At 68.5% G+C, this 25,491-nt stretch carries 21 protein-coding genes; 10 read left to right on the top strand and 11 right to left on the bottom strand.

The genetic code is table 11. From position 1 onward, the window contains the following. Window positions 1-256: 256 nt before the first annotated feature. The 3 genes from ACGFH6_RS40950 to ligD all read right to left on the bottom strand — a co-directional run bounded on the left by ACGFH6_RS40950 (window position 257) and on the right by ligD (window position 2,185). Window positions 257-886 (bottom strand): TetR/AcrR family transcriptional regulator, encoded by a 630-nt coding sequence (locus ACGFH6_RS40950; protein ID WP_393395985.1) that lies wholly within the window; start codon window positions 884-886, stop codon window positions 257-259. A gap of 126 nt (window positions 887-1,012) precedes the next feature. Continuing rightward, window positions 1,013-1,219: a hypothetical protein gene (locus ACGFH6_RS40955; protein ID WP_393395988.1), complete on the bottom strand. Its 207-nt coding sequence runs from the start codon at window positions 1,217-1,219 to the stop codon at window positions 1,013-1,015. 30 nt (window positions 1,220-1,249) lie between these two features. Continuing rightward, window positions 1,250-2,185, bottom strand: coding sequence for a non-homologous end-joining DNA ligase (gene ligD / locus ACGFH6_RS40960; protein WP_393395990.1), 936 nt, complete (start codon window positions 2,183-2,185; stop codon window positions 1,250-1,252). Between the two features lie 120 nt (window positions 2,186-2,305). Between ligD and ACGFH6_RS40965 the strand changes: the two genes are divergently transcribed. The 3 genes from ACGFH6_RS40965 (at window position 2,306) to moeZ (ending at window position 7,791) form a co-directional block, all read left to right on the top strand. After that, window positions 2,306-3,220, top strand: coding sequence for an alpha/beta fold hydrolase (locus tag ACGFH6_RS40965; protein ID WP_393395993.1), 915 nt, complete (start codon window positions 2,306-2,308; stop codon window positions 3,218-3,220). Between the two features lie 191 nt (window positions 3,221-3,411). Further along, window positions 3,412-6,162, top strand: a complete 2,751-nt coding sequence (locus tag ACGFH6_RS40970) for a Calx-beta domain-containing protein (RefSeq protein WP_393395996.1) — start codon at window positions 3,412-3,414, stop codon at window positions 6,160-6,162. A 438-nt stretch (window positions 6,163-6,600) separates the two neighbouring features. Further along, window positions 6,601-7,791, top strand: a complete 1,191-nt coding sequence (gene moeZ / locus ACGFH6_RS40975; RefSeq protein ID WP_131516340.1) for an adenylyltransferase/sulfurtransferase MoeZ — start codon at window positions 6,601-6,603, stop codon at window positions 7,789-7,791. On the opposite strand, the gene ACGFH6_RS40980 is transcribed toward moeZ, so the two are convergent. Both ACGFH6_RS40980 and ACGFH6_RS40985 read right to left on the bottom strand, forming a co-directional pair. Continuing rightward, complete coding sequence (locus ACGFH6_RS40980; protein WP_393396000.1) at window positions 7,788-8,579, bottom strand: maleylpyruvate isomerase family mycothiol-dependent enzyme; 792 nt, start codon at window positions 8,577-8,579, stop codon at window positions 7,788-7,790. The two genes, moeZ and ACGFH6_RS40980, sit on opposite strands and share 4 nt — an antisense overlap. Further along, window positions 8,576-9,217, bottom strand: coding sequence for a TetR/AcrR family transcriptional regulator (locus tag ACGFH6_RS40985; RefSeq protein WP_393396003.1), 642 nt, complete (start codon window positions 9,215-9,217; stop codon window positions 8,576-8,578). The genes ACGFH6_RS40980 and ACGFH6_RS40985 overlap by 4 nt, the downstream gene beginning before the upstream one ends. A gap of 88 nt (window positions 9,218-9,305) precedes the next feature. On the opposite strand from ACGFH6_RS40985, the gene ACGFH6_RS40990 reads away from it, so the two are divergent. From ACGFH6_RS40990 to ACGFH6_RS41010, 5 genes are all read left to right on the top strand, one after another. After that, the gene (locus ACGFH6_RS40990; RefSeq protein ID WP_131516337.1) at window positions 9,306-9,572 is read left to right on the top strand and encodes a DUF2277 domain-containing protein; all 267 of its coding nucleotides are present in this window, start codon (window positions 9,306-9,308) and stop codon (window positions 9,570-9,572) included. A gap of 79 nt (window positions 9,573-9,651) precedes the next feature. Beyond that, on the top strand, window positions 9,652-10,491 hold the full coding sequence (locus ACGFH6_RS40995; RefSeq protein WP_393396007.1) for a TIGR03560 family F420-dependent LLM class oxidoreductase: 840 nt from the start codon (window positions 9,652-9,654) through the stop codon (window positions 10,489-10,491). 31 nt (window positions 10,492-10,522) lie between these two features. Then, on the top strand, window positions 10,523-10,819 hold the full coding sequence (locus tag ACGFH6_RS41000) for an MGMT family protein (protein WP_393396011.1): 297 nt from the start codon (window positions 10,523-10,525) through the stop codon (window positions 10,817-10,819). 252 nt (window positions 10,820-11,071) lie between these two features. Beyond that, the gene (locus tag ACGFH6_RS41005; protein WP_393396014.1) at window positions 11,072-14,194 is read left to right on the top strand and encodes an ATP-dependent helicase; all 3,123 of its coding nucleotides are present in this window, start codon (window positions 11,072-11,074) and stop codon (window positions 14,192-14,194) included. Window positions 14,195-14,222: 28 nt separating this feature from the next. Beyond that, window positions 14,223-17,486 (top strand): UvrD-helicase domain-containing protein, encoded by a 3,264-nt coding sequence (locus tag ACGFH6_RS41010; RefSeq protein ID WP_393396017.1) that lies wholly within the window; start codon window positions 14,223-14,225, stop codon window positions 17,484-17,486. On the opposite strand, the gene ACGFH6_RS41015 is transcribed toward ACGFH6_RS41010, so the two are convergent. From ACGFH6_RS41015 to ACGFH6_RS41030, 4 genes are all read right to left on the bottom strand, one after another. Beyond that, entirely contained in the window at window positions 17,483-18,028 is a 546-nt protein-coding gene (locus ACGFH6_RS41015; protein ID WP_393396020.1) for a Uma2 family endonuclease, read from the bottom strand. The two genes, ACGFH6_RS41010 and ACGFH6_RS41015, sit on opposite strands and share 4 nt — an antisense overlap. A gap of 97 nt (window positions 18,029-18,125) precedes the next feature. Beyond that, entirely contained in the window at window positions 18,126-18,626 is a 501-nt protein-coding gene (locus ACGFH6_RS41020) for a Uma2 family endonuclease (protein ID WP_393396023.1), read from the bottom strand. Window positions 18,627-18,676: 50 nt separating this feature from the next. Beyond that, entirely contained in the window at window positions 18,677-20,398 is a 1,722-nt protein-coding gene (locus ACGFH6_RS41025) for an IucA/IucC family protein (RefSeq protein WP_393396026.1), read from the bottom strand. A gap of 1 nt (window position 20,399) precedes the next feature. Next, window positions 20,400-20,987 carry a GNAT family N-acetyltransferase gene (locus ACGFH6_RS41030; protein ID WP_393396029.1) on the bottom strand — a complete coding sequence of 196 codons (588 nt, stop codon included), beginning with the start codon at window positions 20,985-20,987 and terminating at the stop codon, window positions 20,400-20,402. Between the two features lie 124 nt (window positions 20,988-21,111). Here ACGFH6_RS41030 and ACGFH6_RS41035 point away from each other — a divergent pair, with 124 nt between their 5' ends. Both ACGFH6_RS41035 and ACGFH6_RS41040 read left to right on the top strand, forming a co-directional pair. Further along, window positions 21,112-22,041, top strand: a complete 930-nt coding sequence (locus ACGFH6_RS41035; RefSeq protein ID WP_393396032.1) for a sigma-70 family RNA polymerase sigma factor — start codon at window positions 21,112-21,114, stop codon at window positions 22,039-22,041. Window positions 22,042-22,108: 67 nt separating this feature from the next. Next, entirely contained in the window at window positions 22,109-22,783 is a 675-nt protein-coding gene (locus ACGFH6_RS41040) for a GPP34 family phosphoprotein (RefSeq protein WP_393396035.1), read from the top strand. On the opposite strand, the gene ACGFH6_RS41045 is transcribed toward ACGFH6_RS41040, so the two are convergent. Next, complete coding sequence (locus ACGFH6_RS41045; protein WP_393396038.1) at window positions 22,780-24,351, bottom strand: long-chain fatty acid--CoA ligase; 1,572 nt, start codon at window positions 24,349-24,351, stop codon at window positions 22,780-22,782. The two genes, ACGFH6_RS41040 and ACGFH6_RS41045, sit on opposite strands and share 4 nt — an antisense overlap. A 10-nt stretch (window positions 24,352-24,361) precedes the next feature. Continuing rightward, window positions 24,362-25,486 carry a DUF5938 domain-containing protein gene (locus tag ACGFH6_RS41050; protein WP_393396041.1) on the bottom strand — a complete coding sequence of 375 codons (1,125 nt, stop codon included), beginning with the start codon at window positions 25,484-25,486 and terminating at the stop codon, window positions 24,362-24,364. Window positions 25,487-25,491: the final 5 nt, after the last annotated feature.

The following is a 25,491-nucleotide window of genomic DNA, read 5'->3' on the forward strand; positions in this document are numbered from 1 at the left end:
TTCCTGTTCCCAGACAGCTCAGAAACCTAGACAGGGAACGGCGTGCGCCACTCCAGCCACGCACAAACCACCCACACATGCGTCAGGAGAGCCGGATATCCCCTCGTGTTGTGAGCCGTGAGCCGTGAGCCGTGAGCCGTGAGCCGTGAGCCGTGAGCCGTGAGCCGTGAGCCGCGCGGCAGTGAGGCGTGCGGCCGTGAGCCGCGGGCGCGTGGAGGGTGAGTGGTGGGCGGGGCGTCGTACTGCGGGGGTGCGGTCAGGAGTCGGTGCGGGGGAAACCGCGGATGCCTCGCCAGGCCAGGGAGGCGACCAGGTCGGCCGCCTGCTGCTGGGCCAGTGTCGGGTCGTCGGAGGCCAGCCAGTAGCGGGCACTGACCTGGGCCATGCCGACCAGGCTGACGGCCAGCACCATCGACTGTTCGCGGTTCAGGCCGGCGTCCGCACTGATCACCTCGGACACCGCCTCGGCGCAGCTGTGCGTGACCCGGTCGACGCGCTCCCGGACCGCCGTCTCGTTGGTGAGGTCCGACTCGAACACCAGCCGGAAGGCGCCCTGCGCGTTCGCCACGTAGTCGTAGAACGCGTGCATGGTGGCGGCCACTCGTAGCTTGTTGTCCTCGGTCGACTTCAGCGCGTCCCGGACGGAGGCGATGATCGCGTCGCAGGAGCTGTCCAGCAGGGCCAGGTACAGCTCGAGTTTGCCGGGGAAGTGCTGGTAGAGGACCGGCTTGGAGACGCCGGCGCGGTCAGCGATGTCGTCCATCGCGGCGGCGTGGTAACCGTTCGCGACGAAGACCTCCTGCGCCGCCTCGAGCAGTTGCGCGCGGCGGGCCAGCCGCGGCAGGCGGCTGCCACGCTTCGGCGCGGTCTCGGGTGTCGTCGACACGTCGGCTCCTTCGATGGTGCGGCACCGGCAGCACGGGCTCGACCGCCGGGTCGTTCCCCGAATCCTACCCAGCAGTCCTCCCGGCCAGTAGCTTCCCCGCCGGTCGGTGTTCCATCGTGGTAGCGGTCAGCGATAGTCGTCCTCGCCGGAGTCGCCCACCGCGCGGCGCTGCTCCTCCACATCGACGGGGTCGGCCTCGATGGGTACGTCGTCGTCCGGAGTGAAGTCGTCCACCTCGGCGGAGTCCTCCCGCTGCTCGAGGACGTCGGCCTCCGGAGCGTCGTCGGGCACGCTGTCGAAGCCGGAACCCTCGTAGTCGGTCTCGCTGGTCATGCGACTGCTCCTTCGCTCGGCGACGGACAGTTACGACGGTATCGACGGTAGCGGCTGCGGGTCGTCGTACAGGCCCTCGAGGACGTCGCCGTACTCCTCGATCCGGGCCAGCACCTCGTGCGGCAGGAAGCGGAGCTCCTCCGCGTCGGATGCCGACGCCACCTCGTCCCAGTCGATCGGGGTGGACACCCGCGGCTCCTCGGCTCCGCGCAGGGAGTACGGCGCCAGTGTGGTCTTGGCGCTGGCGTTCTGGCTCCAGTCGATGAAGACCTTGCCGGGACGCAGTGCCTTGGTCATGTTCGCGGTGACGTTCTCCGGGAGTGCCTCGGCCAGTTGCTCGGCCAGGAGCTTGGCGAAGGCGCTCGTACTCCGCGACGACGCCGGCTCGATCGGGACGTACAGATGCATGCCCTTGTTGCCGGACGTCTTCGGCCACCCCTCCAGCCCGTAGTGGCCCAGCAGCTCACGCAGTGCCAGAGCGACGTCGCAGCACTCGACGATGCTCGCTCCCGGCCCCGGGTCGAGGTCGAACACGATCAGGTCGGCCTGTGGGTCCTTGCCCAGGTCCGACAGACCGATCCGCCACTGCGGGATGTGCAGCTCCAGCGCGGCCAGGTTCGCCAGCCACACCACGGTCTGGATGTCGTCGGCGACCACGAAGTCGGCCTCGTCCCGGCCGGTCGAGCTACCGGGCGTCGGCAGGGTCACTGTCCGCACCCAGGTCGGCGTACCGCGCGGTGCGTTCTTCTCGAAGAAGTACTGCGCCCCTGTGCCGTCGGGCCAGCGCTTGCGGGTGAGTGGACGGTCGGACAGGTGCGGGAGCAGCAGTTCGGCGACCTGGTGGTAGTAGTCGATCACCTCGGCCTTGGTGAAGCCGGTCTGCGGGTAGAGCACCTTGCCGAGGTTCGTGAGCTTCATCGTCTGCCCGTCGACCTCGGTCGTCAGTTGCTGCGGCGCGGCTGCCATGCCTCCCAGTCTCCACCTCGGCGGCGCCCTAACGGACGAACCGCTCTACTGATTCAGGGCGCAGTCGGTACTGCGTCATGCGGGAGAGTCTCTCGGCTGAGGGGTTCTACCATGGGTCAGGTGGAGAGTTACGCGGGAGTAACCGGGGCTGAGGGCCCGCTGGAAGTACGGGAGTGGCCGACGCGGCAGGTGTCGGTCGGAGGCGCGGATCTGCTCGTGCGGGACGTGCCGGACGCGGCAGCGGATCTGCCGCCCGCGCTGTTCGTGCACGGTCTGAACGGCTCCTCGCTGAACTGGACCGCTCTGGGCCTGATGCTCAACGACACCGTCCGCGGCATCGCCCCCGACCTCCCCGGCTTCGGACGTACGCCGCTGTCCGGCGCCGCCGGGATCTACGAGCAGGCCGACCTGATGATCGAGCTGGTGGAGCGTGAGTTCGACCGGCCGCTGCACCTGTTCGGGAACTCGATGGGTGGCGCGACGGCGGTCGCCATGGCCGGGCGGCGTCCCGACCTGGTCGCGTCACTCACCCTGATCTCGCCCGCGCTCCCGCATCCGCGGGTGTCGGCCAGCGCCCTGTGGTTCACCGCGATCGCGACGCCCCGGCTGGGTCCCGCCGTACTGGAACGGACCCGGCGGTTGCCGTTCGACCGGCGGTTCGAGGCGTCGCTGGCGCTGGTGTTCGGCGATCCGCGGTCGCTCGCGCCCGAGGTGCGGGCGGCGTACGAGGCGGAGTTGCGGCGGCGCGACGGGGACCCGTGGGTGCGGCAGGCAACGGTCGACGGTGCTCGGAGCATCCTGCGGTCGTCGCTGGCGATGCCGCGCCGGTCGCTGTGGGCCGACGCAGCGAAGCTGGAGTGCCCGGTCCTCCTGATCTATGGCGGGAAGGACAGGCTGGTCGACGCGCGGATCCGGACCAAGGCCCAGCGCGCGTTCCGCAACGCCCGGCTGCTCTACCTGCCGAAGTCCGGACATGTCGCGCAGATGGAGCACCCGGACCAGGTCGCGCGGGCGTTCCGCCAACTGATCGCCTGATCGTCAATCGTCGCGCCCGGACGGGGTGCGGCTGATCGAGTCGAAGCTGTCGCAGGACTGAGACACGGCTGAGCAGCCGGTCAGGTCAACTTTCCTCTCGCCCACGAAGTCGGACCGACATCGAAGGTTCGTCGAACGAGAGGACCGCTGTGCGGGTTATCGGCAGATTCAAAAAGAGCCTGTCGCTGGGGATGGTCGCACTACTGGGGGTGGGGGTCCTGCCGGCGCTGCCGGCGTCCGCCACACCGCAAGCGCCGCCATCGCTTGCTCAAGGCAACAACTGGGAAGTGAAGCCGGTCGCGTCCGGCTATCAGCTCACCCTCCGGCTGGACGCGCCGGCGCCGATGCGCGCGTCGCTGCCGTTGCTGGCCGTGAACGGCGTGCCGCTGGGGGTGGCCAAGCAGTCGCCGGATCAGCGCACTCTGACGTTGGTCACCACGAACCCGGCTGTGCTGAAGGCGCACGACGTACGGCTGATCTGGTCGGGTGACCTCGGCAAGGAAGCCGGCAAGGGCCGGGAGCGGAGCCAGGCCGCCGGCCCGACCGACGCCGATTGGCTGAAGGCGCGGCGCGGACCCGAGCTGACGGACGATCCTGGTGCCGTCGGCAAGTATCAGGTCGAGACATCGGAGTACGACCTCGGTGACGAGGCGGTGTTCCTTCCGGGCCTCGGGCAACGATCGGAGATTCGCGGCAAGGTCTACACGCCGCGCGGCGCCGTCGGACCGCGGCCGTTGGTGATCTTCCTGCACGGTCGGCACCAGGTCTGCTACGGCGACGGCGAGGAGCCTGAGGACAAGCCCTGGCCGTGCTCCGCGGGCCTGAAGCCGGTACCGAGCTACCGCGGGTACGACGGTCCCGCGACGGCGCTGGCCAGCAACGGCTACCAGGTCGTGTCGATCAGCGCGAACGCGATCAACGCCTGGGACGGTGCGGCGTACGACGCCGGTGCGCAGGCGCGGGCCGAGTTGATACTTGATCATCTGGCGCTGTGGAAGAAGTGGTCGACGCTCGGCGGCGGACCGTTCGGCCGCAAGTTCGTCGGCAGGATCGACCTGCGCAACGTCGGCCTGATGGGTCACTCCCGTGGCGGCGACGGAGTCGCGCGGGCCGCGGTGCTGAACGCCGACCGCGGCGGCCAGTACGGGATCCGCGCGGTCCTCCCACTTGCGCCGACCGACTTCGCCCGGACCACCGTGCCGGGTGTCGCGATGAGTGTGGTGCTGCCGTACTGCGACGGCGATGTGTCCGACCTGCAGGGGCAGAAGTTCTACGACGACACGCGCTACTCCGTCACCGGCGACACCGCGGCGCGGTCGACGGTCACGGTGCTCGGTGCGAACCACAACTTCTTCAACACCGAGTGGACTCCGGGCCAGTCCGAGGCGCCGTCGGGCGACGACTGGTTCGGTGAGGAGAAGGAGTCGCCGTGCGGTGCGAAGTACGCGGGCCGGCTGACGGCCAAGGAGCAGCAGGCGGTCGGTACGGCGTACATCGCGGGGTTCTTCCGGTTGCAACTGGGGCATGAGACGCAGTTCTTGCCGCTCCTGGATGGGTCCGACTCCCGGGCTGCCTCGGCCGGGCGGGCCGTCGTACGGGTGGTGGCTCAGGCGCCACTGGCCTTGCGGCGCGATGTGAATCGTCTGGACCAGCCGCTGCCTGCTGGAGCGGTCAGTGGAAAGGCGTCCGCGACCGTGTGTGCGGGTGTTGAGGAGTTGAACACCAATCTGGCTCGGACCGCTGCCAGCGCGGCGATTCCGACCTGCATGTCCACTGCTGACTTCGGCAACACGCCGCATTGGAGTACGGCGTGGTTTGCGGCGAGGACACCGACCACTGCGGTCACCAAACTGACGTGGACCGGGACCGACGGCGTACTGCGACTCAACCTGCCCGCCCGGCAGCGCGACGTACGGCGCTTTGCCGCGTTGTCGTTCCGGGCAGCGCCGGACCCGGCCGGTACGCCGAAGACCGATCTGACTGTCCGGGTCGTCGACGGGCACGGACGGGCGGCCGTCGTACCGGTGTCAACTGTGAGCGACGCGCTGGTGCGAATGCCGGGGAGTAATGCGAACGGACTGCCGAAGAACCTGCTGCGGACTGTGCGTATCCCGGTCGGGTCGCTCAAGGGTGTGGACCTGCGTGACGTACGGGTCGTGGAGTTGCGGACCGACCGGGTGGCGCGTGGGTCGGCGTACGTGAGCGATCTGGCGTTCTCCTCGCCCGGTGTGGGGCTGTCGGCGCCGGCTGTGCTGCTGCCGAAGCTGTCGGCGTCGAACGTGAAGGTCAAGGAGGGTGACAAGGGCACCAACTCGGCGGACTTCTGGGTGACGATGTCGCGGCCGAGCATCCGGCCCGTGACTGTGTACGCCGAGACGAGCGGCGAGCTGGGCGAGACCGTGGGGGATGTGACGCGGAAGCTGGTGTTCAAACCCGGGCAGGTCCGGCAGAAGGTGAGCGTGCCGATCCACTCGAACACCTCGGACAGCTACGACCTGCCGTTCGACCTGGTGCTGTCGGTGCCGCGGGACGGGCTGCTGGACCAGTCGTTCGGCCACGGTCTGGTGATCGACGACGACCCGACGCCGACGCTCACGCTCGGGAACGCGCAGGCGTCCGAGCAGGCCGGGGAAGTGAAGTTTCCGGTCAAGCTGTCCGCGCCGAGCGACAAGATCGTCAACATCTTCGGCGAGCTGAAGGACGGGACGGCGGTACTCCGGAAGGACTACAAGGGGGCGTACGACGACGGGTCCGACCCCGCGAACCGCTCGCTGGACGGGTACGTGGAGCCGGGGAAGGCGACCGGTGAGGTCTCGGTGACCCTCGTCGACGACACAGTGAAGGAGCCGGGCGAGACGTTCTCCGTTGTCGTCGGGGCGGTCGACGGGGCTGAGGTCAAGCTCCCGAAGACGCTGCAGGCCACGATCACCGACAACGACTAGGACCAGCCGGTCCGGGCGCCCTGGGGGCGCCCGGACCGGCGAACCCACCCCAAGCCCGGACCGGCGGTTGCCGGAAGGAGTGGTCGTGCCGCCCCGACTGGTGGGTGCTGGTGCGCTCCACCTCCTACCCGTGGTCGCCGGGATGTGGTCGTGCCGGCCCGGCCGGCGGGTGCGGGCGGCCCCGACTGGTGGGTGCTGGTGCGCTCCACCTCCCACCTCCCACCTCCCACCTGCCACCTCCGCTTCGCGACTTCTGCTCTTGCTCCCCGTGAGTGGGGTGCGTGGTTGTTGCTTCACCACGGGATGTGGTGGGAGTGAGACGGAGGGTCCGGGATTCGGACCGGGGCGGGGGTGGGTTTGGTTGTGCGGGAACATGGAGGTGGGACGGATGGTTGAAAACCGGAGATCCCGTCCGACATCTTCACGAGGAGCCGACACGTGTCACTGCCACCGCTGGTCGAACCAGCCGACGAGCTGACCATCGACGAGGTGCGCCGGTATTCGCGTCACCTGATCATCCCCGAGGTCGGGATGGCCGGACAGAAGCGGCTGAAGAACTCCAAGGTGCTGGTCATCGGCGCCGGCGGCCTGGGCAGCCCGGCGCTGCTCTACCTGGCCGCGGCCGGCGTCGGCACCCTCGGCATCGTCGAGTTCGACACGGTCGACGAGTCCAACCTGCAGCGCCAGATCATCCACGGCCAGTCCGACGTCGGCAAGTCCAAGGCCCAGTCGGCCAAGGAGTCGATTCTCGAGACCAACCCGAACACGAACGTCGTCCTGCACGAGACCCGGCTGGACAACGACAACGTCTTCGAGATCTTCGAGCAGTACGACCTGATCGTCGACGGCACCGACAACTTCGCCACCCGGTACCTGGTGAACGACGCCGCGGTGCTGCTCGGCAAGCCGTACGTCTGGGGTTCGATCTTCCGCTTCGACGGCCAGATCAGCGTGTTCTGGGCCGAGCACGGCCCGTGCTACCGCTGCCTGTACCCGGAGCCGCCGCCCCCCGGCATGGTCCCGTCCTGCGCGGAAGGCGGCGTACTCGGCGTGCTCTGCGCGTCCGTCGGCGCGGCCCAGGTCACCGAGGCGATCAAGCTGCTCACCGGTATCGGCGACCCGTCGCTCGGCCGGCTGAACATCTACGAGGCGCTCGACCTCAACTGGCGTTCGCTGAAGGTCCGCAAGGACCCGAACTGCGCCATCTGCGGTGAGAACCCGACCGTCACCGAGCTGATCGACTACGAGAGCTTCTGTGGCGCCCTGACCGAGGAGGCGGCCGACGCGGCCGTCGGCTCGACCATCTCGGTGAAGCAGTTGAGCGAGTGGATCAAGCTCAAGGACAACGGCGAGAAGGACTTCGTCCTGATCGACGTCCGCGAGCCGAACGAGTACGAGATCAACAAGATCCCGGGCTCGGTGCTGATCCCGAAGGCGGACTTCCAGACCGGTGTGGCGCTGGAGAAGCTGCCGCAGGACAAGCAGTTGGTGTTCCACTGCAAGTCCGGCGTCCGGTCCGCCGAGGTGCTGGCGATCGCGAAGGGCGCGGGCTTCTCCGACGCCGTCCACGTCGGTGGCGGAGTGGTGGCCTGGGTCGACCAGATCGACCCGAGCCAGCCGTCGTACTAGAACGGCATCCGGCACGAACTGACCGCGTCGACCGCGGCGGCGTCACCTGAGACCACAGGTGCGTCGTCGCGGCCCGACAGCGTTCGCATGTAGCCGACTGCGTCCACGGCGGCGCGGCCGACCGGCTCATCCCTCCCGAGCCGGTACGTCCCACCTCCCTGGCCCGTGAGTTCCAGTACGACGGTCGGCCGGTCACCCCAGAACGGTCCGTCGACCACGTCGTACATCACCTGTCCGACGATCTCCCCGGCGTACGGTCCGGCGTCGAAGGACCGCCCGAGTGCCTGGCACACGTCGTCGCGATGCATCCACAGGTCCCGTGCCAGCAGGATGTCGTGCACATAGCCGAGCGCGAGCCGGTCGTAGCCGGGGATGCCCTCGACCTTGAGCGACGGCCGGCGCAGGAGCTCGGGGTAGCGGCTGATCGTCCGGGTCGCCTTCCCCCACACCCGGTCGAACCGGGTCCGCAGCTCGGCCGGCGGCGTACCGCGATGCTCGTCGGCCTGCACCATCATGTGCGCGTCGAGCCGCGGAATGCCGGGATAGACCCGTTTCGCCTTGAGGTAGCGGCGTGGGAACGTCCACGGCCGCAACACGTCCTCCGCCTGGCCGATCAGGTGCCCGGCGATGTCCGCGACGTCCCACTCGTCGCACACCGTACGGCGCTGCCAGTCGGTCCCCTCGATCGACGCCAGCAGGTCGTGCCACACCTGGATCTCGGCGTCCCGGTGGACCTTGCACCGCGGCCGATCGGCGCGTCCGATCTGCTCCGCGACTAGTGCGCTCATGCTTTCCCCCTGGTTGGTGAATAGTGCTGGTAGAACATCTCGAGGACGGTCGGCAGCAGCCGGATGAAGCGTCCGTCCTCGAACGAGGCGTCCGGCTCGTTCGCGATCTGCTGCGAGATCAGGCCGGCCATCATCGACGTCTGCAGGGCGATCCCCTCCTCGCTCGCCGCGTCGGGGTGCAGGTGCCCGGCGTCGACCGTCGCCTGCAGATGGCCGCGGAGGTCCTCGATCGATTCCAGGGCCGGTGCGTAGGCCTCCGGGCTCGGCTCGAAGCCGGGGATCGTGCGCCAGAACATCAGCTGGGCGTACACCTGGTGCTCCAAGCACCAGCGGCAGAACGCGGTCGCCACGATCAGGTTGATCTCGAGCTGGTCGTCGCTGTCCGCGGTCAGCCGCGCGGACCGGTAGGCGTCGCGCAGCAACTCGTTGCCGCGCTGGTAGAGGGCGTTGTAGATGGCCATCTTGGACGGGAAGTATTGGTAGAGCGACGGCGGTTGCATGCCGAGCCGGCGAGCCACCGCGGACAGGCTGAGCGCCGCGACACCCTCGGCCTCCATCAGTTCGATGGCGACGTCGAGGATCTCTTCGATGGTCGCCTGACGGCGGCGGGTACGGCGGTCCAGACCAGCTGTGCTCATACGCTGAGGAAAACCTACGACCATTAGGGAAGTCAATACCCCATAGGAATTCCGTTGGTTTGTCCCCGCGGCCGACTACTGTCTTGGCATGTGCAGAAACATCACCGTCCTCCGGGGACTCGAGCCGGCCGCGACCTCTGAGGAGATCTACGCGGCGGCACTGCAGTACGCGCGCAAGGTGTCCGGCGTCGGCTCGCTGAGCTCGACCACCCGTGGTCCGATCGAGCGGGCCGCGACCGAGGTCGCCAAGATCACCCAGCAGTTGCTCGCGGAGATGCCCGAGCGCCGCAACCCACCGCAGACCGTGCCGCCACTGCGCCGGCCCGAGGTGCGCGCAAGACTCGGCCTCGACTAGGGCGGCTTCGGCGCGTGCTGGCCGGTGCGATGGCGAGGTAGTGTCCCACCTGGGAAACGGTTACCTAGGGAGGCCGGGAATGCGGTTTGCGATCAAGACCAGGCCGGAGCACACCACGTGGCAGCAACTGCGGGACGTGTGGATCGCCGCGGACGAGTTCGAGATCTTCGAGTCGGCCTGGCACTGGGACCACTTCTACCCGCTGAGCGGTGACATGGCCGGCCCGAACCTGGAGGCCTGGACCACGCTCGCCGCACTGGCGCAGGCGACGAAGCGGATCCGGATCGGTTGCCAGGTGAACGGCATGATCTACCGGCATCCCGCCGTCACGGCGAACATGGCCGCGACCACCGACATCATCTCCGGCGGCCGGCTCGAACTCGGCCTCGGTGCGGGCTGGAACGAGATGGAGACCACGGCGTACGGCATCGAGCTGTACGGGTTGAAGGAGCGCTTCGACCGGTTCGACGAGGGCATGCAGGCGATCGTCGCGCTGCTCACCGAGAAGGTCGCGAACTTCGACGGCAAGTACGTGAAGCTCACCGACGCGTACTGCGAGCCGAAGGCCGTGCAGACCCCGCACCCGCCGATCGCCATCGGTGGCAAGGGCCCGAAGCGCACTCTGCGCGCGGTCGCCCGCTGGGCCCAGCACTGGAACGTCATCGTCGCGAACCCGGAGGAGTGGAAGCCCCTCAAGGACATCCTCGTGAAGCACTGCGAGGACGTCGGCCGCGACGTCGACGAGATCACCTGCTCGGTCAACGTCCGGATCGATCCCGACGAGCCTCTCGACAGCGCGGTCGCGGCCGCGGCGGCGTACGGCGAAGCGGGCGTCGACATGGTCGTCCTGAACCTCCCGCTGGACGCACCGCCGTCCGTCCTCGAGCCGCTCGCGAAGGCGGTCGCCCCGCTGGCCTGAACTGTCCGCTCTGCCCGCTAGGTTGGGCTTCGTGGACAGGGAGGAGTACGTCGAGGCGGTGCTGCGGGCAGTGGAGTCGATCCCGCCCGGCAGCGTTGCGACGTACGGGGACATCGCGGAGTACGTCGGGCAGGGCGGCCCCCGGCAGGTCGGGGCGATCATGCGGGAGTACGGCGGGAGTGTGCCGTGGTGGCGGGTGATTCGTGCTTCCGGTGTGCCTGCTGATGAGGTCGGCGATGAGCAACTGCACAACCTGCGGTCCGATGGCGTCCGGGTGACCAACGGCCGGGTGAATCTGCGCGACGTTCGCTGGGATCCCGAGCAATAGATGCCGGCGGCGCGACTGCTCCGCCCCGAGCCTTCGCGCCGCCGGTGTCTTGTTGATGCCGGGGGTGCGCGGAAAGTTGGCGCGTCCGGTTTCCGGCTATTCGACGAGCGCTCGGGGTGGGCGTGAGGATTTGTCGGTGGGGTCTGCTGGGATGGTGCGATGGTCAGCAGACAGGGGTCCCGGTATCGATTGATCCGGGCCGCGGGGCGGAGTGCTGAAGCCCCGGTTCTGGATGTTGATCAGCAGGCGGTCGTGGACCACCGAAGCGGACCCTTGCTGGTGCTGGCCGGCCCGGGGACCGGGAAGACGACAACTCTGGTCGAGGCCGTCGTCGACCGGGTCCGCAACCGCGGTCTGAGTCCGGACGAAGTGCTCGTGCTCACGTTCGGCCGCAAGGCCGCGACCGAGCTGAGAGACCGGATCACCGGACGGCTCGGGCGGACCACGCGCGTTATGCCGTCGATGACGTTCCATTCCTTCTGCTACGCGTTGCTGCGACGCTTCACCCCGGCCGACGCGTTCGACGTACCACTGCGGCTTCCTTCCGGACCGGAGCAGTCGTTGCGGCTGACCGAGGCGCTGTCCGGCAGTCGTGAGGTCGGTGCGGTGCGGTGGCCGAGCAGTCTGCATCCGGCGCTGAAGACCCGCGGGTTCACCGACGAGGTGCAGGCCGTGATCGGCAAGGCACGGCAACTCGGACTCGACCCGGAGGACCTGTCCGCGATCGGGCGGTCCGCCGAGCGGGCCGAGTGGGTCGCGGTCGGCGACTTCTTCGAGGAGTACCTGCAGATCCTCGACCACGAGCAGGTGCTGGACTACTCCGAGCTCATCCACCGCGCGGTGATCCTGGCCCAGCAGCCGCAGGTCCAGGCCAAACTCCGCACCGAGTTCAAGGCCGTCTTCGTCGACGAGTACCAGGACACCGACCCCGGCCAGACCAAGCTGCTCCAGGCGATCGCCGGCGACGGCCGCGACCTGGTCGTCGTCGGTGACCCGGATCAGTCCATCTACACCTTCCGCGGCGCCGACGTTCGCGGTCTGCTGCGCTTCACCGACGAGTTCCGTACGGCGGAAGGCGCTGAGGCGGCCCAGATCGCGCTCGGCACGACGCGCCGGTTCGGTACGACGCTGCAGCGCGTGTCTCGCAATGTCGTCAGCCGGCTCGGTGTTCCGGGGACCCTGGACCGCGACACCTTCGACCGCTTCCGGAACCCGGATGCGAGCGCCTGTGTCTACGGCGCCGGCAAAGTCGAGGCGAACCTGTACTCGACCAGCGGCGCCGAGCTCGAGCACATCGCCGACCTGCTGCGGCGGGCGCATGTCCAGGACGGAGTCGGCTGGCACGAGATGGCGGTGCTGGTCCGGTCCGGCAGTCGCTCGATCCCGCCGTTGCGTCGCGCGCTCGCGGCCGCGGGGATCCCGGTCGACGTGGCCGGTGACGAGCTCCCGTTGTCGCGGGAGCCCGCCGTACGTCCGATGCTGCTGGCGTTGCGTGCGGTCGCGGACCCGTCGACGTTGACCGTTGACGTCGTCCGGGCGTTGGCGTTGTCGCCGTTGGGCGCGATGGATGCGGGACAGTTGCGGCGGCTGGCGCGGGTGTTGCGGCGGCGGGACAGGGAGGCCGCGGGCGGCCGGCGGTTGCCGCGGTCGTCGGACGAGTTGCTGCGCGACGCCTTGATGAACCCGCTGCTCCTCGACCAGGAGGCGTCGCCGGCCGAGGCCCGGTTCGTCGCGCTGGGGGAGAGGTTGCTCAAGGCAAGAAACATCGTGACCGCCGGCGCCGCGCCGGACGAGGTGATGTGGTCGCTGTGGTCGGAGTCGCCGTGGTTGCGGCGGCTGCGCGGTCAGGCCAATTCGGGTGGGGAGCCGGCGCGCGCGGCGAACCGGGACCTGGATTCCTTGTGTGCCTTGTTCGACGCGGCGAGCCGGGCCGAGGAGCAGGTCGGGTTCAAGGGCGTGTCGGCGTTCCTGTCGGAGCTCGAATCCCTGGACATCGCGGGCGACAACCGGTTCGACGCGACGTACCGCGAGGCCGGGGTGCAGCTGATGACTGCGCACCGGTCGAAGGGTCTGCAGTGGCGGCTCGTCGTCGTCGCGAGTGTGCAGGAAGGACAGTGGCCGGATCTGCGGCGGCGCGGTTCGTTGCTGGAGCCGGATCGGCTCGGCCCCGACGGGCTCATCGATCCGTTGTCGGCCGGTGCGTTGCTGGCCGAGGAGAGACGGTTGTTCTACGTCGCGATCACGCGGGCTCGGGAGCGGTTGATCGTGACGGCGGTCCAGGCGCCCGAGGCGGACGGGGACCAGCCCTCCAGATTTCTTGCCGAGCTCGACATTCCTTTGAAACTGGTCGCGGGGCGGCCGCGGCGGCCGTTGTCGCTCCACGGTCTGGTCGCCGATCTGCGCTGCGTGCTGTCGGATCCCTCCTCGTCGCCGGCGCTGAAGCGGGTCGCGGCGGATCGGCTGGCGTTGCTGGCCGACGCCGTCGACGAGCGGGAGTACTCGTTGGTGCCGACGGCTGATCCGTCCCGGTGGTGGGGAGTGCGGGAGCGGACCCGGTCCGAGCGGCCGATCGCGGATCCGGATCTGCCGGTGCCGTTGTCGGGGAGCGCGCTGACGACGATCGTGGACTGTCCGCTGCGGTGGTTCCTGCAGCGGCGTGCGGGTGGAGAGACGCCCAGTACGTCGGCGATCGGGTTCGGCATGGTGTTGCACACGCTGGCGGATGCGGTCGCGACCGGGACGCTGCCGCCTTCGGTCGTCGAGCTGACCGGTTGGCTCGACAAGGTGTGGACGCAGCTCGACTTCGAGTCGACCTGGATCTCGGACCGGGAGCGGGTCGAGGCGGAGGACGCGCTGCGGCGGTTCGTCGCCTGGCACCAGGGGCGGCCGGATCGGACGCTGGTGGGCACCGAGGTGGACTTCGACGTACTGCTGCCGGACACGGACAAGCCGGCGGTGCGGGTGAAGGGGCGGATGGACCGGATCGAGCAGGACGGTGAGGGGATGATCCGGGTGGTCGACCTGAAGACCGGCCGTTCGATGCCGACCAAGCCTGCGCTGGCGCGGCATGTGCAGCTCGCGATCTACCAGCGCGCGATCGCGTCCCGTCAGCTGAAGGATCTCGGCGAGGACCCGGTCGCGGGCGGCGCTGAGCTCGTCCAGCTCCGCCACGACGACAGCGGCTTCCCGAAGGTGCAGCACCAGGGTCCGCTCGAGGCCGGCGACGACGGCAAGACCTGGCTCGACGTGGCGGTCGAAGACGCCGAGGCGATGGTCCGCTCCGAAGAATTCATTGCCAAACGCAACGACGGCTGCAGTCGCTGCGAGGCCCGCCCGCTCTGCCCCATCCAACCCGAAGGCCGGGAGATCGTCTGATGTTCGCCCATCCCGACCCTGGCTCCACTTGCTCCGACGTGTGGGCCTGCTGATGCGCGCTCAGCTGAACTCGACGGCCCGGCTGTGTGAGCTGCTGGGGATTCCGTTCAGTGATCAGCAGCTGGCGGCCATCACGGCGCCGTTGGCGCCTGGGGTGATCGTGGCGGGCGCCGGGTCCGGGAAGACGACGGCGATGGCGGCTCGCGTGGTGTGGTTGATCTGCACCGGGCAGGTGCTGCCGGAGGAAGTGCTCGGGCTGACGTTCACGAAGAAGGCGGCGAACGAGCTCGACGTGAGGATTCGCGACGACCTGACCAAGGCCGGCGTGCTCGGATCGACCCTGCCCAAGGGCCAGCCCCCGATCCTCGCCGCCCACCTCCGCAGCAACATCCCGAACTGGGAGCCCGAGGAGCCTGGCGAGCCGGTCGTCTCGACCTACCACGCCTTCGCGGGCACGCTGATCGCCGAGCACGGACTCCGTCTCGGTCTCGAGCCCGACGCCCGGGTCCTCGCCGACGCGACCCGGTTCCAGCTCGCGGGCCGCGTCGTCCGACGATCTGCCGGTCCGATCCGGTTCGCCTCGCACCACGTGCCCACGCTCGTCAACAGCCTGCTCGCGCTCGACGGTGAACTCGCGGACCACCTGCTCCGGGCGGACGACGTACGCGAGCATGACGAGGCGGTGCGACAGGAGGTCGCGGCGGCGCGGAAGCAGACAGTCGAGGTTCGCAAGCTCGCGGAGACCGCGCTGAAGCGTGGCGAGATCCTGCAGTTGGTCGAGGAGTACCAGGCCTACAAGGCAGAGCGCGGCGTCGTCGACTTCGCCGATCAGATGGCGCTCGGTGCGCGGCTGGCGGAGGAGTGCCCGGAGGTCGCGGTCGCGGAGCGCTCGCGGTACAAGGTCGTCCTTCTGGACGAGTACCAGGACACCTCGGTCTCGCAGCGCCGGATGCTGACCGCGTTGTTCGCCGGCCCGGATGTCGAGCACGGTCGTGGTCACCCGGTCACCGCGGTCGGCGACCCGTGCCAGGCGATCTACGGCTGGCGTGGCGCGTCCGTTGCCAACCTGGACGAGTTCCCCGAGCACTTCCCGAACGCGGACGGCACGCCCGCCCGGCGGTACGTGCTGAGCGTCAACCGCCGCTGTGGCAGCCGCATCCTGGCCGCCGCGAACCAGCACGCCACCGAGCTGTATGAGCAGCACCCCGGTGTCATCCCGCTCGAAGCCCCGGAGAACGCACCCGAGGGCGCGATCACCGTCGGCCTGTTCGAGACGCGCTCCCAGGAGATCGAGTGGGTCGCCGACGCGATCGTCGCCGCGCACCGCACCACGAACCGCCGATGGAAGGACATCGGCATCCTGATGCGCACGAACGTCGACCTGAGCGCGGTGCACGAAGCACTGATCTCACGCAAGGTCCCGGTCGAGGTCGTCGGCCTCGGTGGTCTCCTCGCGCTGCCCGAGGTCGTCGACGTCGTCGCCACGCTGCAGGCGGTCAACGATCTGACCGCGAACGCCGCGATGCTCCGGATCCTGACCGGCCCGCGCTACCGGATCGGGCATCGCGACCTTGCCCTGCTGGCGAATCGCTCGCGTGCTCTCGCAGACACCGGCGACCGCCCGGACGCTGACGACCTGCTCGCCGCACTCGACGCGGCCGTCGCCGGGATGGACTCGACCGAGGTGATCTCGCTGGCCGAGGCAGTCGACGATCCAGGTCCGGACGCCTGGGGCTACTCGCCGGAGGCCTTGGTTCGCTTCAAGGAGCTCTCCGTCGAGTTGCGCGAGCTGCGGGCCCACGCCGGGGAGCCGCTGCTCGACCTGGTACGACGCGTGATCAGCACCATCGGCCTCGACGTCGAGCTGACGGCGACCCCCGACCACGTCGACTCGGGCCGTCGCGACCATCTCGCCGCGTTCCTGGATGCCGTCGGCAACTTCGTGTCGACCGAGTCGGACGGCTCGCTGGACGGCCTGCTCGCCTATCTCGCCGCCGAGGAGGAGTACGCCGCGGGCCTGGACCTCGCCGTACCGAGTGAGGCGGACTCGGTGAAGCTGCTCACCACGCACCGGTCGAAGGGCCTGGAGTGGCCGGTCGTGTTCGTGCCGACGCTGGTGCAGAAGGTGTTCCCGTCGGACCGTGGCCGGGACAAGTGGACGACGAACGCCAAGGTGCTGCCGTGGCCGCTGCGCGGTGACGCCGACACGTTGCCCGACATCCACGACCTGTCCAACGCCGGCCTGAAGGCGTTCACCGACGAGTGCAAGGGCGTGAACGCGCTGGAGGAAAGGCGTCTCGGGTACGTCGCTTTCACGCGCGCGAAGGAGATCCTGGTCGCCACCGGACACTGGTGGGGGCCGACGCAGAAGCGCCCGCGCGGCCCGTCGTCGTACCTGGAGACTCTGAAGAAGCATGCGGGTGAGCGGGTGATCGCGTGGGCGGAGCAGCCGGAGCTAACTGAGGAGAACCCAGAGCTCGCCGAGCAGACGCAGGCGCCGTGGCCGACGCCGTACGACACGGAGTCGTACCAGCGCCGTCTGGATGCCGTGGAGTTGGTGCAGCGTTCGCGTGCGGAGGGTCCGTCGATCGAGGCGGAGGAGTCGCTGCTGCTGGACGAGCAGGCGACAGTCGCGCGCTGGGACTCCGAGATCGAGCGATTGTTGTCAGAGGCAAGGGAGAGCCGGAGCCGGAAGGCGTACGACGTCGAGCTGCCGGCCGCGCTGTCGGCGACCCAGGTGATGCGGCTGGCGAAGGACCCGGACGGGCTGGCGTCGGAGCTGGCCCGGCCGATGCCGCGCAAACCCAACCGGGCGGCGCGTTTCGGCACTCGCTTCCACGCCTGGGTGGAGAGCTACTTCGGGCAGCAACTCCTGCTCGACCCCGACGACCTGCCCGGCGCCGCGGACGAGGACATCGTCGACGACACCGACCTCACCGAACTGATGGACGCGTTCCGCGTCGGGCCGTACGGCGAGACAACGCCGTACGAGATCGAGGCGCCGTTCGCACTGGCCATCGGCGGCCGGGTCGTCCGCGGCCGCATCGACGCTGTCTACCAGGTCGTCCGCCCGGACGGATCCCGCGGCTACGACGTCATCGACTGGAAGACCACCCGCAACGAGACCGCCGACCCGCTCCAACTCGCCATCTACCGAGTCGCCTGGTCCGAACTCATGAACATCCCCCTCGACCAGGTCACCGCCGCCTTCTACTACGTCCGCCAAGCCGACATAGTCCGCCCACCGAACCTCCCCACCAAACAAGAACTGATCAACCTCCTGAACGGCTAGTTCACGAGGTCGGCAGGCACCACACAGACCGGGAAAGGGCGCTCGGCGTCGAAGGCATCCTTGCCGGTGATCACAGCCCGCTCGTCGAAGGTCCCACCGACCAGTTCGAGGACCGTCAGTTCTTCCTTCGCGGGATCGAAGATCCAGTACGAGGTGACGCCGGCCTCCTCGTAGAGCCGTCGCTTCAGAACGAGATCTGTTGATCGAGTGGCCGGCGAGAGAACCTCCACCGCAAGCAGCAGCGGTTTCTCGATCGCCTTCGGGCCGACATCGGCACGTCGGCAGACGAGAACATCCGGCTGGAGCGATCGGCCGGGACTCGGCTGGAAGTCAAGGGGCGCGACGAACACCTTGAGATCGTCAGGGCACTGGCTCCGGAGCAGGAAAGTGAGCTCAACTACTGCGGTCTGGTGGATCGGGAGCGGCGCAGGTGTCACCAGCAACACCCCGTCGACCAATTCGTGCCGCATCCCGTCGTCGGGTAGCGCGTCGAGGTCAGCCAGTGTGAACGCCCCCGGCTCGATGGTTTCCACGTACCCCATGGTGCCTCCTTCTCGGTCACACGACCAGCATGGTCGTCTCCGGTGGGTGGTTGGTGCCATGTCGCCGATCTGCCCGGGGTTGCCCCGGAATGCCCTGTCATCCCAGGAGTTGCGACGGGGTCAGGGAGACGGGGAACGGTTGGGTCGTGTGGAAGGTCTCTTCGGATTGGAGGACTGTTTGGCAGGTGTAGCCGGTGGGGGTGAGGGTCAGGATGGTGAGTTCTTGGTGGGTGGGGTCGAGGAGCCAGTACGACGGGATGTGGTGGGTCTCGTAGAGGGCGCGTTTGAGGACGACGTCGGTGGTTCGGGTGTCGGGGGAGACGACCTCGACGGCCAGGAGTGGTGGATGTACTCCCGTGTAGCCGCGGGGGCACACGACAACGTCGGGGCGGAGGGTGGTGGTCGGGGTAGGGCGGAAGGCGAGGGAGCCGACGGCGACCATCAGGTCGGGCGGACAAGATGCCTTGAGGTGGACCATCAGGCCCACGACGGCGGCGTGGTGCGCGGGCGGTTGGGCGCCTGTCGTCAGCAGGCGCCCAGCGACTATCTCGTAGCGCCTCCCGTCGCGAGGCGTCTCGGCCGGCTGTTGGCTGATCACCCCACCAGCGTGACGGATTCCGCCGTACCGCCGCGGAAGTTATCCACAGTTCAGCTGATCGGGTTGTCCAGGGTGCCGGCGAACTGGAGGGAGCCGGCGACGTCGGTGAGGTCGACCATCTGCTGGTTGTTGCGGAGCTGGAGACGGTTCAGGCAGGACAGGGCGAAGGTCGGGGCGAAGATGTCGTACTTCGCGAACGCCGCCGCCAACTCGGGGGTCGCGGCCTGGTAGTCGCGGAGGGAGTCGCCGACCACGGACCAGAACTCGGCAGGCGTCAGCAGGCCTTCGCGGTCCAGCAGCGGGGACAGGAACCGGAAGATGCAGTCGAAGATGTCGGTGAAGATCGACAGGAGCTTCTCGTCGTCGGGGACCTCGGCACGGACACGTTCGGCCTCGGCCGGCAGCGGGGTCGCCGAGTCCATCACCGCGATCTCCTCGGCGATGTCCTTCATGATGACCCGGATCGGCACCGCGTCCCGCAGTACCAGGATGAGGTTCTCGCCGTGCGGCATGAACACCAGTTCGTACGCGTAGAAGCTGTGCACCAGCGGGATCAGGTACGCATCGACGTACGCCCGCAGCCAGTCCGCCGGCGCCAGCCCCGACGCGCGGATCAGAGCCGCCGCCAGCGACGAACCATGCCGGTCGACGTGCAGCAGGCTCGCCATCGTGGCCAGCCGTTCGCCCGACTCCAGCGCCGGCACCGGACTCTCGCGCCACAACGCCGACAGCATCTTCCGGTACGGCGACGTCCTTTGTGTCGCGGCCTCGTAGTACCGGTTGTGATATCCGGCCGCCGCGATCTCGCGCAGCACTGAGAAGCCGTAGCGCTTCAGGACAAGATCGTTCTCGACCAGGTCGAACACCCAGTCGTTGATCGCCGGCGTCGCGGCCATGTACGTCGGGGACAGCCCGCGCATGAAGCCCATGTTCAGCACCGACAGTGCCGTCTTCACGTAGTGCCGCGACGGCTGCGACCGGTTGAAGAAGGTCCGGATCGACTGCTGCGGCTGGTATTCATCCTCGCTCGACCCGACCAGGATGATGTGTCGCTGCGCGATGTCGGCGGCGAACGTGATCGACGTCTTGTTCTCCCACTGCCACGGATGCACCGGCAGATAAACGTAGTCCTCCGGCGCACACCCGGCCGCCACGATCCGCGCCCCGAACTCAAGCAGCAGATCGTCCCCGAGTTCGTCCCGCAACAGCTCGTCGTAGGTGATGGAACTGCTGTGCGAGACCGTGGCCCGATCCTTGCGTACGGCGATCCACGTGAGCCGCACCGCCGCACCCGTCTCCGGCGCGAACGCGATGTAGTCGGTCACGCCGAACCCGAGCCGCCCGTTGTTCGCGACGAAGCAAGGGTGCCCCTCGGTCATCGCGGCCTCGATCGTCTGGAAGTCCGCGGTGACCAGGTCGGCCGCGGTCAGATCCGGCTTGGACAGCTTGTACGCCGCACTCGCGAGCGTGCTGCTGATCTCCTCGAGATACACCGGCAACATGTCGGCGCCGATCCCGAGCCGCTGGTGGAACTCCGTGATGAAGTCCAGTGCGTCTACCACACCCCCATCGGAGCGTGTGATGCTCGCGGCGTCGATCTCCCAATGGTTCAAGGGATACAGCTGCGCCGAGAACTCATAGGCGCCGACCGCATAACCGTTGTCCGTGGCAACGGGTTCGAGAATCCGCTCGTGGACGAATTCCGCCAGAGCCTTACGCACCAGCGCACGGTTGACGACGACCCACGCCTCAGGGTTCAGGTGATCGGTCATGTCAGCCCGCCTCGTTCATCCGGGTCGCCTCGGCGTACTGGTCGCGGGTGCAGAAGCTCAGCCAGGCCTGCTTGTCCGGCAGGTCCACGATGCTGTGCTTGCGGAATCCCATCCGCTCGTTGAGCGCCTGGATCTTGGTGTTGCGGACGTCCGGTTCGACCACGATCCGGTCCACCAGGGGGTCACTGAACAGGCTGTCCAGGATCGTCTCGAAGACGGCGCCCGTGAAGCCCGGGATGCGTGCGACCGGCGGTGCGACCAGCACGTGCATCCCGATGTCGCCCGGCGCCACGTCGTACATCCCGCCGACCGCGTCGTACGACGGCTCGTAGCGCTCCATCAGGAACGCGGGCCGGCCGTCGTGCTCGCCGAGGAACGCGCGGTGGTGGCCCGACTGTTCGATCCGGAGGTACTCCGCGTGCACGTCCGCACGGGACGCGGTCAGCAGACCCCAGTAGCGGGCGTAGGGCTGGGTGACCCAGCCGTGCAGGGTGGTGATGTCCTCGGTCAGGTCGAACGGCCGGAGGCTGAGGGTGCCGATGCCGGCGGCGAAGCGCCGGTACGTCGGCTCGGGCAGTGCTCTGGTCATGGCGGATCTGCTTTCGAGGTGGGCGAACCTGCTTAGCTAAGGCTTACCTTACTTGATAGCTGACTGTGCATCGAAACCGGCCCGTATCCTGGCGGCGCCCGCAGCCGTCCAGACTGGTATGACCATGACTGACGCACTCGACCTGCCCGAGCTCCGAGCCGCGCGGCAGGCGCGCAGGGACTTCCTCGACCGGCTGGAGCCGCTGCGCTCCGACCTGTACGCCTACTGCCGCCGCCTGACCGGCAACGCCTTCGACGCCGAGGACCTGGTCCAGGAGTCGCTGGCGCGAGCGTTCACCCAGGCTGCGCAGGCGCACAGCCCGATCGCGAACCCGCGGGCGTGGCTGTTTCGCGTGGCGACCAATGCGTACGTCGACAGCTACCGCCGGCAGAAGCCGGTCCTGGTGGACGCCGTGGAGCAGGTCGCACCGACCACAGCGGATCCCGCTGAGGTACGGGACGCCTGGGCTGAGCTCGTGACGCTGCTGCCGCCGCAGGAGCGGGCGGCACTCGCGCTGAAAGACCTGTTCGGGTTCACGCTCGCCGAGGTGGCCGACGTACTGCGGACGTCCGTGGGCGCCGTCAAGGCCGCGCTGCACCGTGGGCGCGGCCGACTGGACTCACCGGAGCGGGAGCAGTCCCTCAAGGTGCGCGAGGCGCCGGACCGCCGCCTGCTCGACGCTGTCGCCGCAGCGTTCAACGCGTACGACGTACCCCGGCTGACTGCTTTGCTCCTGGCCGACGCGCACAGCGAGATCATGGGCGTCCTCACCGAGTACGGCGCCGACCAGATGCGCGACGGGTCCATCGAGCACACGCTCGACCTGTCCAAGCCGTACCGCTACACCGCTGAGGTCCGGGACCTGTGGGGCGAGACCGTGGTGGTCATCCGGATCGTCCGCGACGGCAGTACCGCGGTGAACGACATGATGCGTGTCCGCACCGAAGACGGCAAGGTGCGCTCGATCCACTGGTACTACTTCTCGCCCGACTTCCTCAGCGAGCTCGCCGCGGAGCTGGGCGAGCCGGTGGAACTCAACGGCCACCACTACTGAAGGCGGATACGGCGGGTAACCCGCGCGGCGGATGCGGATGGCCGATCGGCCTGCCTACGTTGGAGGCATGTTGATTGCCGAGGATCTCTTGTTACTGCTGTACGACGACGAGACCGGGAAGCCGATCGCCGGGTCACCGGGTCTGGACTACGCGCTGGCGGGCGCGGTCCTGATCGAACTGACGCTGCTCGGGAAGATCGACATCACCACCGCGGGCGACGGAGTGAAGCCCGGTCGCCTGAAGGTGCTCGACCCGAGTCCGACCGGTGACGCGATCCTGGACGAGCGGCTCGCCTTCATCGCCGACAAGCCTGGCAAGCGGCCGAAGGACCGGATCGGCCGGCTGTCGAAGAAGCTGCGGGATCGGTTGCTCATGCAGCTCGCAGGGCGCGGCGTGTTGCAGGCGGACGAAGACAAGGTGCTCGGTCTGTTCCCGGTCACGCGCTGGCCGGCCAAGGACGCGCGGCACGAGGCTGAGGTGCGGACGGCTCTGGACAGCGCCTTGAAGGTGGGTACGACTCCGAACGAGCGCACCGGTGCCCTGATCGCGTTGCTGAGCGCGCTGAACGTCGTACCGAAGGTCGTCACCGATGCGGTGGACAAGAAGGCGCTGAAGCAGCGGGCGAAGCAGTTGGCCGACTCGGACTGGGCCGCGGACGCGGTGAAGAAGGCGGTCACCGAGATGCAGGCCGCGGTCACCGCCACGATCATCGTCGCCTCGACCGCGGCGACCGCCAGCTAGCCGACCTCGGCGGCGAGGCGGGCCTTGATGTCGGGCTTGAGGACCTTGCCGACCTTGGAGCGGGGCAGGTCGGGCCAGACGAGGATCTCCTTGGGGGCCTTGACGCTGCCGATGCGTTGCTTGGCGAACGCGATCAGTTCGCCGGGGTCGATCGTGGTGCCGGACTGGAGTTGGACCACAGCCACGACCCGCTCGCCCCACTTGTCGTCCGGGCGGCCGATCACGGCGCAGTCCTGGACGGCGGGGTGCGCCATCAACGCCTGTTCGACCTCGGTCGAGTACACGTTGAAGCCGCCGGTGATGATCATGTCCTTGGCCCGGTCCACGATGTAGAGGTAGTTGTCCTCGTCCAGGTAGCCGATGTCGCCGGTGTGGTGCCAGCCGTACCGCGACGCGGCCGCGGTGGCCTCGGGATTGCGGTAGTACCCCTTCATCACCAGCGAGCCGCGGACCACGATCTCACCGCGTTCGCCGCGTTGGACCAGGGTCCCGTCCGGGGCCATGATCGCGGTGGTCACCAGCGGCGACGGCTGCCCGGCCGACGACAGCCGCGATCGCGCGATGTTGCCGTCGGCATCGAAATGCGCGGACGGCGGCATGACCGAGATCATCATCGGCGCCTCGGTCTGGCCGAACAGTTGCGCCATCACCGGGCCGATCCGCCGCAGCGCTTCCTCGAGTCGCGCCACCGACATCGGCGCGGCGCCGTACCAGAAGCAGCGCAGCGACGAGAGGTCCGTGCTGTCGAGCTCGGCCGCGGCGAGCACCATGTAGATCAGCGTCGGCGGCAGGAATGTGTGGGTGACGCGATGCCGCGGGATCAGCCGGAGGAAGGCATGGACGTCGGGCGTCCGCATGATGACGATCTCGCCGCCGGACGCCAGGACGGGGAAGCACAGGACGCCGGCCGCGTGCGTCAACGGCGCCAGTGCGAGGTACACGGGCCGGTCGCCGAACGGATAACCCATCAGGGTCAGCGCCGTCATCGTCTCGAGGTTGCCGTTGCTCAGCATCACCCCCTTCGGGCGACCTGTGGTCCCACCGGTACCGACGATCAACGCCAGATCGTCGGGACCGGTGAGATCAGGTGCCGGCTGGGACACGCCCCCGCAGAACGCGTCCCAGCCGACGGTTCGGCTCCGGCCGATGAGGTGGGGGTCTTGACCGGAGCCTGGATCCTGGTCCACGCAGACGAAGGTACGGATCTTCGGCAGCGCGTCCCGGATCCGATCCACCAGCGGCGCGAACGCGGCTTGGTAGATCAGCACTTCACAGTCGAACTGGTCGAGCAACTCGCGGTTCTCCGCCGCTTCGTTGCGCGGGTTGATCGGGCACCAGACGGCGCCGGCGCGGCTGATCCCGAACACGCAGCTGAACGCGATCGGATCGTTCGCCGCCAGGATCGCCACCTTGCCGCCCGGCTCGACACCACTCGCCGCGAGGCCGGCTGCGATCCGGTAGGACAGCTGCTGGACCTCGGCGTACGAGAGTGTCTCGCCGTCCGTGGTCAGGCAGGGTGCGTCCGGACCGAGCGAGGCGCCCTTGTCGAGGTAGTCGACCAGTCGCACTGCAATCTCCCTAGTGCAGCACCGTGAGCTGTGGCTCGGACACCAGCCCGAAGCTGCGCAGTACGCCGAGCAGCTCGCGGTGACCGAACGCCTGGCAACCACTGGCGAACCCGACCCGCTTCGGCGGCATCTGCAGCAGCGAGTACGCCGCGTACGCCTGCAACAGACCGGTCTGCTGGTAGTTGCTGTTGCCGTGGATGACACAGTGCGCCCGGCCGAGCGGACCGGAGGCGTGCACGGAGTCCAGGGTCTTGTTCACCCGCGGGTTCTCCCGGGGCGGCATCTGGTTCATCACCTGGCGCGCGGTCTCGCCCAGCGCCGCACTGCGCTCGTCCGGAGCCATGTCCTTGGTGGCTTCGAGTGCGCCGGCGACGATCTGCGGTACGCCGTTCATCAGTGCGACGTTGAAGACACCGCCCTGCGCCTTGCAGTTGGCGACCCGCGGGTCGCGCTTGAACCAGACCGGATGCGACATGCCACCCCAGGGCAGTGACAGCGCCAGCTCGTGCTGCCCTGGCACCACCAGCGGTACGACGCCTTGCTCGGGGAACTCGACGTACTCGTTCCGCTCCAGGTAGTGCGGCTTGGACGTGGCTGCGTTGACCAGGATGCTGCGGGTGGACGCGATCGTCGGACTGCCGCCCCAGAACACCGCGATGTCCAGGGTGTCCAGGCCGGGCTCCTCGAGACACAGCTGCGCGGCGATCTCGCTGGTGGTGTACATCTGCGCGATCCCGGGAGCCAGCACCAGACCGGCGTCGGCGAACTTGCGGCCGTACGTCTCGTCGCAGGTCATCAGCCAGTTCTGCTCACCGGTGGTGTCGGTGTAGTGCGCTCCGGCCGCGAGAGCCGCTTCGACCGCTGCCGGGCCGAGCTCACTGAACGGTCCGACCGTGTTGAGTACCACGGAGGCGCCCTTGAAGAGGTCGGTCAGTGCGGTGACGTCGTGCTCGACGGCGGCGATCTCGTAGTCGGCGGTCTCGATCCCGGCCACGTGCGAGTCCATCGACTTCTTGAGCTTGCCCTCGTCGCGGCCCGCGGCCACGAAGGGGACGTGGTACTGGCGCAGGTACTCACACACCAGCCGGCCGGTGTAGCCGGAGGCGCCGTACACGACGACGGGCTTCGTGGTCATCCGCG

The organism is Kribbella sp. NPDC049227 (assembly GCF_043197265.1).
Taxonomy (GTDB): Bacteria; Actinomycetota; Actinomycetes; order Propionibacteriales; family Kribbellaceae; genus Kribbella.